Annotated in this window: 12 protein-coding genes and 1 riboswitch; all 12 genes read right to left on the bottom strand. The window is 27.9% G+C overall.

The window, feature by feature from the left end:
- Window positions 1-20: 20 nt before the first annotated feature.
- Window positions 21-1,475: an IMP dehydrogenase gene (gene guaB / locus RGC78_RS02165; RefSeq protein ID WP_309555937.1), complete on the bottom strand. Its 1,455-nt coding sequence runs from the start codon at window positions 1,473-1,475 to the stop codon at window positions 21-23.
- A gap of 140 nt (window positions 1,476-1,615) precedes the next feature.
- A riboswitch (purine riboswitch) is annotated at window positions 1,616-1,713 on the bottom strand.
- Window positions 1,714-1,811: 98 nt separating this feature from the next.
- Entirely contained in the window at window positions 1,812-2,216 is a 405-nt protein-coding gene (locus RGC78_RS02160) for a type II secretion system protein (RefSeq protein WP_309555936.1), read from the bottom strand.
- A 210-nt stretch (window positions 2,217-2,426) separates the two neighbouring features.
- A complete protein-coding gene (gene groL, locus RGC78_RS02155) occupies window positions 2,427-4,049 on the bottom strand; it encodes a chaperonin GroEL (protein WP_309555935.1) in 1,623 nt (540 codons plus the stop codon).
- Window positions 4,050-4,062: 13 nt separating this feature from the next.
- Window positions 4,063-4,347: a co-chaperone GroES gene (gene groES, locus RGC78_RS02150; protein WP_252215270.1), complete on the bottom strand. Its 285-nt coding sequence runs from the start codon at window positions 4,345-4,347 to the stop codon at window positions 4,063-4,065.
- Window positions 4,348-4,760: 413 nt separating this feature from the next.
- The gene (locus tag RGC78_RS02145; RefSeq protein WP_309555934.1) at window positions 4,761-5,798 is read right to left on the bottom strand and encodes an ABC transporter substrate-binding protein; all 1,038 of its coding nucleotides are present in this window, start codon (window positions 5,796-5,798) and stop codon (window positions 4,761-4,763) included.
- A gap of 20 nt (window positions 5,799-5,818) precedes the next feature.
- On the bottom strand, window positions 5,819-6,658 hold the full coding sequence (locus RGC78_RS02140) for a DUF3919 family protein (protein WP_252215267.1): 840 nt from the start codon (window positions 6,656-6,658) through the stop codon (window positions 5,819-5,821).
- Between the two features lie 29 nt (window positions 6,659-6,687).
- The gene (locus RGC78_RS02135; protein WP_309555933.1) at window positions 6,688-8,097 is read right to left on the bottom strand and encodes a sensor histidine kinase; all 1,410 of its coding nucleotides are present in this window, start codon (window positions 8,095-8,097) and stop codon (window positions 6,688-6,690) included.
- A 3-nt stretch (window positions 8,098-8,100) separates the two neighbouring features.
- Complete coding sequence (locus RGC78_RS02130; protein ID WP_252215263.1) at window positions 8,101-8,796, bottom strand: response regulator transcription factor; 696 nt, start codon at window positions 8,794-8,796, stop codon at window positions 8,101-8,103.
- A 197-nt stretch (window positions 8,797-8,993) separates the two neighbouring features.
- Complete coding sequence (locus RGC78_RS02125; RefSeq protein WP_252215261.1) at window positions 8,994-10,478, bottom strand: 4Fe-4S dicluster domain-containing protein; 1,485 nt, start codon at window positions 10,476-10,478, stop codon at window positions 8,994-8,996.
- A gap of 170 nt (window positions 10,479-10,648) precedes the next feature.
- The gene (locus RGC78_RS02120) at window positions 10,649-11,575 is read right to left on the bottom strand and encodes a DNA-3-methyladenine glycosylase family protein (RefSeq protein ID WP_252215260.1); all 927 of its coding nucleotides are present in this window, start codon (window positions 11,573-11,575) and stop codon (window positions 10,649-10,651) included.
- Between the two features lie 259 nt (window positions 11,576-11,834).
- Entirely contained in the window at window positions 11,835-12,269 is a 435-nt protein-coding gene (locus tag RGC78_RS02115) for a C-GCAxxG-C-C family (seleno)protein (protein ID WP_252215257.1), read from the bottom strand.
- 158 nt (window positions 12,270-12,427) lie between these two features.
- A complete protein-coding gene (locus RGC78_RS02110; protein WP_252215254.1) occupies window positions 12,428-13,276 on the bottom strand; it encodes a 3-hydroxybutyryl-CoA dehydrogenase in 849 nt (282 codons plus the stop codon).
- Between the last annotated feature and the right edge of the window lie 21 nt (window positions 13,277-13,297).

Genomic DNA, 13,297 nt, shown 5'->3' with positions numbered 1-13,297 from the left:
TTAATAATTATATATATTTTTTATTGTCCTACACTATAATTTGGAGCTTCCTTAGTTATATTTATGTCATGTGGATGACTTTCTCTATATCCTGATGCTGTTTGAACAACAAATCTAGCAGTTTCATATAAAGTATCTAAATCCTTTGAACCTAAATATCCCATTCCTGATTTTATTCCACCTATTAATTGGAATATTGTATCTGAAACATATCCTTTATACGCTACTCTACCTTCAACACCTTCTGGTACTAACTTTTTGTTTCCATCTTGGAAATATCTATCTTTTGATCCACAAGCCATAGCTGCTAATGAACCCATTCCTCTATATACTTTATAACTTCTTCCTTGATATATTTCCATTTCTCCTGGTGCTTCTTCACAACCTGCAAATAATGATCCCATCATTGCTACAGATGCACCTGCTGATAAAGCTTTTACTATATCCCCAGAGTACTTTAATCCACCATCAGCAATTACTGGAATTCCATATTTTTTACCAACTTCTGCACAGTCCATAACAGCAGTTAATTGAGGTACTCCAACGCCAGCAACTACTCTTGTAGTACATATAGATCCAGGGCCTATACCTACTTTAACACAATCTGCTCCAGCTTTTATTAAATCTTCTGTTGCTTCTGCTGTAGCAACATTTCCAGCTATAACTTGTAATTCTGGATGCTTATTTTTTATTTGTTTAACAGCTTCCATAACTCCTCTTGAATGACCATGAGCAGTATCTACTGTAATAACATCTACTTTAGCTTTTACTAATGCATCAACTCTATCCATCATGTCTGCTGTAACACCAACAGTAGCTCCACATAATAATCTACCATTTTGATCTTTTGCAGCATTAGGGAATTGTTTAGCTTTATCAATATCTTTAATTGTTATTAATCCCTTTAAATTTCCTTCTGAATCAACTAAAGGTAATTTCTCTATTTTATGTTTCTTTAAAATTTCCTTTGCTTCATTAATAGAAGTATTCTCTGGAGCTGTAATTAAGTTTTCTTTTGTCATAACTTCAGATATTTTTTTAGTAAAATCAGTTTCAAAAGTCACATCTCTATTTGTAAGTATACCCACTAATTTACCATTTTCAGTTATAGGTACTCCAGATATTCTATATTGAGCCATTAAGTTTTCAGCATCTTGAAGTGTATTTTCTTTTGATAAAAATATTGGATCAGTTATGATTCCATTTTCTTGTCTTTTTACCTTATCTACTTCTTTTGCTTGCTCATCTATGCTCATGTTTTTATGGATAATTCCGATTCCACCTTCTCTTGCCATGGCAATAGCCATTTTAGATTCTGTTACTGTATCCATTGCAGCACTCATTAAAGGTATATTTAAAGATATTTTCTTAGTTAATTTTGTCTTTACACTTACCTCTCTAGGTAATATTTCTGATTTATTAGGTACTAATAATACATCATCAAATGTATAAGCTGTTTTTATTATTGTAGCCATAATTATGCCCCCTTGATTTTTATATTTCATATTTTTTGTTTTATGAATTTTTTCTTGCATTTTTTTCATATTTTTATGTATAAAAAAAAACGCATCAACCCCGTAAGTGAAGTTAATACGTTAATATATTTTAAATATACTAATATATTAATATCACTCATAGTCAGAAATTTAAGGTTTCCGGTAGATACTCCTTGCCATATCCAAGGTATATACGAGTTTTAAAATATTTTCTTTGTTTGATTAAAAATATTATAATGTATGCTATGCCCAAAGTCAATGAAATTGAAATTAAAATTGCAAAAATAGAAAAATTATTTTATTTAACCGATTTCATTAATTAATTGTAGATAAATCTAATATTTCACTATCCGTTTTTAATTTAAATTCTTTTCCATTTAACACATCATAACAATTTTGAATTGTTGTAGTTAAATCCAAATTATTAAATTCAACACCTTCTAAATATTTACTTACACTTTTATCTTCTTTAATATTAGATATATTTTTAGTTTTTTCATAATTGGACGAATGTGTTAAATTATATGATTCTACTGCCATTACAACTTTTCTACATTGATCTAAGACCTTAGTTTTTTTAGCTTCATTTATATATCCATTTACTTTAGGTAAAATAGCAGTTGCTAAGATTGTTATAATAGCCATTACTGCTATAAGTTCCAATAAAGTAAATCCCTTATTCTTCTTATACTTATAATTTAAACAAAATTTGTTTTTCATAATATTATCCTCCAATAATTTATATAATAAAAATATCATTATTTAAATTATTGCTATGTTAAAGAATTTATATACAAATATTATGAATATACATTTAAACTGCTTATTTTATAAAAAAATAAAGTATTGGCTCATCCTTTTAAAGATTAAAATTTTTTAATTTTCTATACACAAAAGAGACTACCAATTAGGTAGTCTCTTTTTATTACATTAATACATGCCGTCCATTCCCATTCCTGGTGCTGGCATTACTGGTTCTTTTTGAGGAATATCAGCAACTGCAGCTTCTGTTGTTAAGAATGTTGCTGATACTGATGCTGCATTTTGTAAAGCTGATCTTGTAACCTTAGTTGGGTCAACAATACCAGTCTTTATCATATTTACATATTTTCCATATAGAGCATCATATCCAGTTCCTACTTCACTATTTTTAACTTTTTCTATAATAACAGATCCTTCAACTCCAGCATTACTAGCTATTTGTCTTAATGGTTCTTCTAATGATTTTACAATTATTTTTATACCAAGTTCTGTATCTTGAACATCAGATGTTAATTTTTCAACTTCTTTTATTACATTAATATATGCAGTTCCACCACCTGGTACTATTCCTTCTTCAACTGCAGCTTTTGTAGCAGCTAAAGCATCTTCTATTCTAAGCTTTCTTTCTTTTAATTCTGTTTCAGTTGCAGCACCGACTTTAATTACAGCAACGCCACCAGCAAGCTTAGCTAATCTTTCTTGTAATTTTTCTTTATCAAATTCAGAAGAAGTTTCTTCTATTTGAGCTTTTATTTGTGATATTCTATCTTTTATGTTTTCAGGATTACCTTTACCATTAACAACAACAGTATTATCTTTACTTACTTTAACACTCTCTGCTTGACCAAGCATGTCAAGAGTAACTTCTTTTAAATCTCTTCCTAATTCTTCAGCAATTACTGTTCCACCTGTTAATATAGCTATATCTTGAAGCATTTCTTTTCTTCTATCACCAAAGCCTGGTGCTTTTACAGCTACACAAGTAAATGTTCCTCTTAATTTATTAACAACTAATGTTGCCATAGCTTCGCCTTCAATGTCTTCAGCTATAATCAATAATTTCTTACCACATTGAACTATTTGTTCTAATATAGGTAATATTTCTTGAATATTTGAAATCTTCTTATCAGTTATTAAAATATATGGATTATCTAATATAGCTTCCATCTTTTCTGTATCTGTAGACATATAAGGTGATACATACCCTCTATCAAATTGCATACCTTCAACTACATCTAATTCTGTTCCCATAGATTTAGATTCTTCTATTGTAATAACACCCTCATTACCTACTTTTTCCATAGCATCAGCTATTAACTTACCAATTTCTTCGTCTGCTGCTGAAATAGCTGCAACTCTTGCTATATCTTCTTTTCCTTCTACTGGTTTAGAAATCTTCTTAATTTCTTCTACTGCTGTTTCAACAGCCATTCTTATACCATTTCTAATTAGCATAGGATTAGCCCCTGCAGTAACATTCTTTAAGCCTTCTCTAATAATAGCTTGAGCTAATAGAGTTGCTGTTGTTGTACCATCTCCTGCAACATCATTGGTCTTTGTTGCTACTTCTTTAACTAGTTGAGCTCCCATATTTTCATATGGATCTTCCAATTCTATTTCTCTTGCAATAGAAACACCATCATTAGTTATTAATGGTGAACCAAATTTCTTGTCTAAAACAACGTTTCTTCCTTTTGGTCCTAATGTTACCTTAACTGTATCAGCAAGTTTATCAACTCCAACTTGCATAGATCTTCTTGCATCTTCTCCAAATTTCAACATCTTTGCCATTTATACCACTCTCCTATTCAACTATTGCTAATATATCATCTTGTTTTAATATCATATATTCTTCACCGTCTAATTTTACTTCAGTACCAGAATATTTAGAATATAAAACCTTATCTCCTACTTTAACTTCCATTTCTATTTTTGTACCATCAACAATACTTCCTGGACCTACTGCTACAACTTCTGCTTCTTGTGGTACTTCTTTAGCAGTTCCAGTTAAAACTATACCGCTCTTTGTCTTTTCTTCTGCTTCTAATCTCTTGATTACTACTCTATTTCCAAGTGGTTTTATTCTCATATAAGTCCCTCCTATATTTTAAATATTAAATATTTTTTAATTAACTATTAGCACTCGATAGCATTGAGTGCTAATACAATTATTATAATATCCTTTATGACCATATAATTCAAATATTTTTTATAATATTATATAGCTTTATAAGTTTAAAATTTGTAATTAAATATATATTGCTCCTATTTACGTATATTTTCTCTTATTTTCTTTTTTAATTTCAATAATATGTTTTTGTGTATTATTTCTATTTATGTATTTTATTGTTTGATTATATTTTTATTAATAAAACTAGCCTATTAATTAGTTTTTACTTCTAACAATTAATATATACATTAATATTTAAGGCATAGTTAGCTTAACGATAAATTAGGATATTAAATATATCAATGATTTTATTTAATATCCTAATTTTCTTATCACATTATTTCTTCTAAATCTTCTAATAGTTCTTTTCTATCTTTAGCTGCTTTTTTAAAATCATATTCTTTACTTAATTTATATGAAGTAAAATCTTTTTCTATGTTAGGATAATTAACACCTGGTATTGTTGAAAATCCCATAGAAAAATCTTTAAGCGATATCCCTGCTTCTTTAGTTACACAGTAATTCATAAATGCTTCAGAAGCCTTCTTATTCTTTCCATCCTTTATTTTAGCTATAGGACATATTGTCCATCCTGTATTTTCTGGAACAATAGATTCTACATTAAATCCTGAATTTCTAACTATAAGTTGTTGATTTATAAAGTTTACCGTTATTAAATATTCTCCCACTCCAACTTTTTTAGCTGGCGTAAATCCACTATCAGTAAATTGCCCTACATTATTTTTTAACTTCTTAAAAAATTCCAATGCATTATCTTTTCCCATAGTTTGTACTAAGTAAGATAAAAAAGTATATCCTGTTCCTGATGTCCTTGGATCAGCAAGTACTATCTCACCTTTAAATTTAGGATTTATTAGTTCCTCTATTGTTTTAGGTTTCTCCACATCTTTAAATTCTTTATTCCATCTTTCTTCATTTATAGCTATAGATAAAGCCTCAACGTATAATCCTATCCAATACCCATCACTATCCATATACTCTATAGGGATTTCACTTGAACTGTTTATAGTATATTTTTCTAGACAATCATTCATTTTTAATAGTTCAACAGCATCAGCTGTTCCCCCTAAAAATATATCTGCTTCTCCTAAAATTTCTTTATTATTAATCTTATCAGCTAGTTCTTCTGTTGGATATCTTAAAAATGTATAATTGCACCCAGTTTTTTCTTTAAATCCATCAAGTAAAACTTTAGCTTCATCTTCATTAAACGCAACATAAACTACCAAATTATCATTTTTAAGATTTGGTAGTTCCTTACTACTAGACATATTATTAGAGCATCCATTAAGAATACAAAGCATAAGTAAAATAAATATTAATAAAATACCCCTTCTTTTATTTAACATATTTTTACCTCCAATAAATATTACTGATTAAATAAGTTGTTACATATATTATTCAAATCTCCCTCCATATAGAAGGAATTTACTATTTCATCACCATAATCTCTAACAATTACATAATCATTCTCATAAATATCAAGACTTATTACATCATAACTATTTATATCATCTTCTATTTTATTATCATAAAATTCCTCAGATTCTTCTCTGTAAATTCTAATATGATAATTCAAATCGCCCTTATTAGCTACAGCCCATTCTAATTTTTTATTATCTGTAATTCTTTTTAAATTCATAACTTCATCTTTTATTAAAATTTTATCATTACTACCACACTTTTTAGTATTATTATAAATATCTACAATGGTTATTTTATTCTTATCATTTATAAGTTCTGATAATACTGATGGTGTACAGAAAATATCATTAATGTAATTTTTAATTCTATTTATATATGCAGAACTTTCATTACCGCCATAATAAATATCATCTATTCTAAGAGTATTATTTAAATATAATGTACCTTTTTCACCATCCAAATAATATATAGTACCTGTTATTTCATTAAAAGAATTTTCTATTTTTGAATTATAAAAATTATTACTTTTAGGCATAGATTCAACTATGTTCCAAAACTCTTTTATTTCATCATTAGAATTTATAACTAGCTTACCCCATCTTTTACTATATAGTTCTACTTTAACAGGTATTGAATGACTTGAATGCTGCATAACCTGTTCTTTATCATCTAAAATAATTAAATTGTTATAAATGCTACTTTTTAAATATACATATATACTAGCTAACAATATAACTAGTATAACAAATAGATTTATAACTATCTTGTAGTTAAAGTTTATCATAAATTTGTTTCACCCTACTTTGTATAATTTTAAATTGCATGTTTGAAACTTAATTTTACAGTAGTTCCATTTAAGCTACTTATTTCAATTTTTCCAGATTGCTTTTCCATAAATTCTTTACATATTGATAATCCTAGTCCACTTCCACCATATTTTTTTTGTAATGCTTTATGTGCTGTATAAAAATTTTCAAATACGTTTTTTAAATCTTCTTTTGGTATACCTTGTCCATTGTCAAGAATATATATTATTACATAAGATTCATTATATTCCATATATATATTTATCTCAGTACATTCACTATATTTAATTGCATTATCTAATAAATTAAGTATAACTTGTTCTGTTTTTTCTTTATCTGCATAAACATTTTTGCTAACTAAATTCATATTAAGTTTAATCCCAAATTTACTCATTCTAGGATTTAACATTATTGCAGCACTTTCAACCACAGATTTTATATCAACATTTTCATTTTTTATTTCTATTTCATTTTTATTAAGTCTTGATAAATCAAGAAGTTGTTCAACAAGTTTTAATAATCTATTACTACTTTGTACTATATATTTTACACATTGTTCAATATCTTTTTTTTCTTTTACTCTTAGTAACAAATCTGAATATCCTAGAATTGCTGCTAATGGAGTTTTAAATTCATGAGTGACATTATCCAAAAACCTCTTTTGAGTGTCTTTTTCTTCTTTTAAATTTTCAATCATTATTTCTATATTATTAGACATTATATTAAAAGAATTAGACAAATCTTCTATCTCGTCTTTACTATTTATACTAATTTTCTTAGAAAAGTCTCCAAATGATACTTTCCTTGCAATATTTTTCAGACTAACTATTGGTCTAACTATTCTATTAGAAAATGAATTACTCATTATACTAGAAAATATTATTGCTACTATAGCAAATAAAACCATACTAAGAATCGTATTAGTTATAATTGTATTTTCATTATCAAGATCATATACATATCTTATACACCCTATAGTACCATCTGAATAATAAATCGGGCTTGAAAAGAGTATGTAAGAAGATTCTTCAATTCTTCTTATAATATATGATTTATTTCCTTTTAATGCTGTTACCACATCATCATCTTTGCTTATATTAGGATAATTGTCTGAATCTCCAATTAAAGATGAATTATTATAAATTTGAACCCTAAATTTACAACCATTAGATAAGTATGTTGCAATAAAAGGGCTCATCTCATTCAAAACGTTTTCTACATGAAAATCATCTTCCGTCTCTAAATATTTCATAATAAATGATTGACTTGTATAACTTTCTTTTTTTAGCATATCTATTGAATTATTTATTACTCTACTATACAGAGTATAAATTGTTACTGCATATATACTTAATATAGCTATTATCAGTACAACTATATTCATTATTACTATTTTTCCTTTAATACCCAAATTCATCTATTATACCTCTAACCTATATCCTACTCCATATATTGTTTTTATAACGTCTTCATTTCCTGCGAGCTTTTGTCTAATTCTCTTTATATGAATGTCCACAGCTCTAGTATTTCCTACAAAACTATACCCCCATATCTTGTCCAATAATTCTTCTCTTGTAAAAACTTTATATGGATTTTGCACCATTAATAAAATTATTTCAAATTCTATATGTGTAAATATAACCTCTTTTTCCTCAATAAAAACTCTTCTTTCCGGAACAATTATTTTTATAAACCCTTTTTCTATAATATCATTTGTTTTATTTTTAACTTCATTTTTTCCAATGGCCTTAGCTTTATTTATTCTTCTAGATATAGCTCTAATCCTTAATATAAGTTCTCTACTGTCAAATGGTTTTGTTATATAATCATCAGCTCCAAGCTGAAGACCTAAAAGCTTATTATTTAATTGATCTCTTGCACTAAGTATAATAATTGGAACTTCACTATTTATACCTTGAAATTCATGTATAACTTCAAACCCATCTTTGTCAGGAAGCATTAGATCTAATACAATTAAATCAGGAGATTCACTTTTAAATAGGTTTATGGCATCTATTCCACACTCCGCAGTTATTACTTCATAATTTTCAAATATAAGATTCATTTTTATTAAATTTAATATTGATTCTTCATCATCAACCAACAAAATTTTCATAAATCTACCCCCTAAACATACCTATAATTTATATAATACACCTTTTAATAATTATATAGTAACTTTTTTTTTACTTAATGAATATTTTTTAATATTTTAGTTTAAAAAATATATAATTACGTTTTTTCTTTACATATAATTACCAATTTATTCACAAAAAAAGAAGTCCTAAAAGGGCTTCTTTTTTGAATTAAACTCTATCTTTCTAAATTTATATCTTTATAATCATCTATTTTAGAATTTTCCAATACATTTTTCATGCTTGCTTGCTGATTAATTTTGTTAAATGATGCTTTAGCTTTCATTGGTGATAATATTTTTCCTGACCCATTAATACATCCACCTTCACACATCATTCCTTCTATGAAGTTTCCAGATAATCTCCCCATTTTGGCCATCATCATAGTTTTCTTTATATCAGCTCCACCAGAAACTTTAACTGGTTTAAAATCACACTCTATCCCTTTATCTTTTATATAATTTTCAATAGCAGCAGTTAAACCACCACCAACTCCAAATCCTCTACCAAAGATTGAAGCTTCATCAACAACAATGTCATCAAAGTTAATTGGATCTATATCAAATCCTTCGAATAATGCTAATAATTCCTCAAATGTTAATACATAATCAACAGCATCCTTTATCGAGTCTCTTAAAATTTCTGATTTTTTTGCAGTACATGGTCCAATGAATACTACTTTTGCGTCTTTATCATTAGCCTTTATAAACCTTCCTGCTGCAACCATTGGAGAAACTGTTTCTGATATTCTCTCTACTTGATCTGGCATCATTTTTTCTATATAACTTAAAAATCCTGGACAACATGAATTAGTCATGTATGGGTCTCCATTCTCCATTCTGTGAACAAATTCATTACTTTCATGTACAGTTACTGCATCAGCACCACACGCTGCCTCTACCATATCTGTAAATCCTAATTTCTTTATTGCATTTTTAACTTGTCCATAAGTTGTTTTTGGACCTAATTGCCCAGTTATTGCTGGAGCCACAACAGCATATAAATTTCCAGTGTTAGTTAATTCTTTAACAACTTTAACTAAAAGACTTTTATCTTCTAATGCACCAAAAGGACATGCAGCCATACAAGCACCACAATTAACACATTTTTCTTGTTTTATCATGGCTCTCTTATCACTATTAATATCTAATGCTCCAGTTGGGCAAGATCTTTTACAAGGTCTCATATCTTCTGCAATAGCATCATAAGGACATGCTTTTTTACACATTCCGCATTCTTTACATTTATCAGGATCTATATAAGCTTTACCATCTACATAAGTAATAGCTCCAAAATTACAAACACTTTGACATTTATGTGCTATACAATTTCTACACGCATCAGTTACTTCAAACTTTTTAGTTGGACACATATCACATGCATTCTTTATAACATATAATATTTGTTTTTCATCTTCTATGTTAATTAATTCATCTGTACCTTTTCCATTTGGAATAAATCCAGCTGCTAGTTTCAATCTTTCTAATAATACTTCTCTTTCATGTATTACACTTTCTCTGTATTGAGGTTCATCCCCTGGTAACATATCGTAAGGTATTCTATCTAGATTTTCTTTAGTTATTTTATCTTCTTTAGCTAATCTTACAATATTACTTAATACTTCATGTTTTAACTTTATAAGTTGATTTTCAAATTTGAACATATTACGCACACACTCTCCCAGCAAATTATTATATTAATGTAATGATAGGATAATTATACCATAGTACTAATTAGATTCATGTCATAATCATATTATTCAAATTTTTCTGAATTTGCTATAAAACTTACCAAATTAAAGTTATTATATAAATAACCCTTAACTATTAATTTCTATACCTTTATATTATTTTCTCTTGCATAATAAAATAAGTATTGTTGGGCAAATCCTGATAACTTTCCAAATTTATTTCTTGCAAATACTCTAATTTTATTTAATGAGCCTTCTTCTGCATTATAAAAATGCATCATTGCACGTTTAACCCAAACATCTACTGGAAAAGCTGATGTTTTTCCCATTGAAAACAACATTATACAATCAGCTACCTTTGCACCAACTCCTTTAAATTCTTGAAGAGCTGTATGGCAGTCATCATCACTTAAACTTCTTATATAATTTAAATCATATTTATTTAATATATTTCTTTCATCATCTGATGATTTTGGGTCATTATTAATAGACTTATATATATTTTCAATTGTATCTAATAAATACTTACTTCTAAATGATGCCCCTGTTTCTTTTATCTCATCTAATTTAGCATCTTTTATTTGTTCTATTGTAGGAAATGCATAATATACTTTTCCTTTGTATTCAATTTTGCTTCCCCATTGTTCTGATATTTTATTTACTGTCTTTCTTATAGATGGAATACTATTCCTAGCTGAAATTATAAAGCTAATAAGCATTTCAAATGGATCTTGATTTAAAACTCTAACACCACTTCCAAATTCTATGCTTTGTTTTAATAATTCATCTTTAGATAATTCTTCTTTTATAAGAGAATAATCCCTATCTAAATCAAAATAATTTAACCATATTTCTTTAAACTCTTCTTCCGTTGTATTATATATAAATACATTATCATTTTTTTGAACTAATTCAATTAATTTACCAAATGCAATGACTATAAAATTATCCTCTTCAATTTCTTCAAATCTAAAAACTTGACCACATTCAAAAATATGTTTTAGCTTAAAATTTTTAACCCCTCTTATAATTACACCATTTTTGCTAGTCTCTATACTTTTATAATCCATTAAATAAGATTCTCCTCTCTATTTACAGTACAACTCTGTTTTTAATATGTGTTGATATATGCATAAGTAAAATGGACGGAGTAATTGAACTTAAGAAGACTAAAATGAATATAGTCCAATTTTAGCTTGCTCTCAATATAGAATTGAGACAAGCAGTAAATATGATAATACTCATTAAGAGTTCTAAAAGTACAATTACAATGCCACTTTACCTATTGCATATATCAACATTTTTCTAAAACAGAGTCTTATTTTTAAATTAGCGCCTCTTAGAATTTAATCTAAAATCAGCATATATATTTACAATACCTTCAAGAATATCTGCTGCAGTTTCAACCATAACTATACAAGTTCCTTCTTTTTTAGACTTTCTATATTCTTTCCTTAATTCAATACAATTATTACTTCCAAGCTTATTTTTAAATTTATTTATAAAGTCTGTAGTCATCTCTTTAACAACTGGACTCCTATGTCCACTTACATCTGTAAACATAATTCCAATTACAGCTATAGCTCCAGAAATAACTCCACATACATCCCCTATAGCCATTCCTCCACCAAAAGCCGCCATTGTCTTCAGTGCATCGTCAGATAAATTCAAATCATATTCTTCATTTGATGCATATATTAAGCACTCTGCACAATTTAAATCGTATTTATCATCCCAATATTTTATTGCTGTTTCTTTTAACATTTAAAACGCTCCTTGTAGAAAATAATTCTTTCTTAATACATTATATCACTTTAATATATTACTTAAAGACAAAAATTCACACAAAAGTAAAATTAAATATAAATTCCTAAACAATAAAAAAAGACCCAAGCATAATGCTTGAGTCCAAAAATGTAATATTATCTTGAATAGTCGTAGAAACCTTTTCCAGTCTTTCTTCCTAACCATCCAGCTCTTACATATTTTCTTAATAAGCTATGAGCTCTGTATTTAGTATCTCCTGTTTCATTATATAAAACATCCATGATAGCTAAACATACGTCTAATCCGATAAGATCTCCTAATGCTAAAGGTCCCATTGGATGATTTGCGCCATATTTCATAGCTGTATCTATATCTTCAACTGAAGCTATACCTTCTGCTAATATTCCAATTCCTTCGTTGATCATTGGAATTAATATTCTATTTACAACAAATCCTGGAGCTTCTGCAACTTCTACTGGATTCTTTTCAATTGCTACTGTTAATTCTTTTATAGCATCGAAAGTTTCTTGTGAAGTAGCCATTCCTCTGATAATTTCAACAAGCTTCATTACTGGAGCTGGGTTGAAGAAATGCATTCCGATAACTTTATCAGCTCTCTTAGTTGCTGAAGCAACTTCAGTTATTGATAAAGAAGAAGTGTTAGATGCTAAGATTGTTTCTGGCTTACAGATTCCATCTAATTCAGCAAATATTTCTTTCTTTATTTTCATGTTTTCAATAGCAGCTTCTACTACTAAATCGCAGTCAGCAGCTAATTTCATATCAGTAGTTCCTGAAATTCTTGAAAGAATTTCTTCTTTAACTTCTTCAGTCATTCTTCCTTTAGCAACTTGCTTAGTTAAACCTTTGTTGATTCCAGCTATTCCTCTTTCAACAAATTCATCTTTTATATCTCTTACGATTACTTCATAACCATGTTGTGCGAATGCTTGAACTATTCCAGCACCCATTGTTCCAGCACCAAGTACAAAAACTTTTTTCATTGATAAATCCCCCTTAAATGT

Source organism: Clostridium aquiflavi (genome assembly GCF_031344075.1).
GTDB classification, from domain to species: Bacteria; Bacillota; Clostridia; order Clostridiales; family Clostridiaceae; genus Clostridium; species Clostridium aquiflavi.
This window is presented reverse-complemented; position numbering and strand designations above follow the sequence as displayed.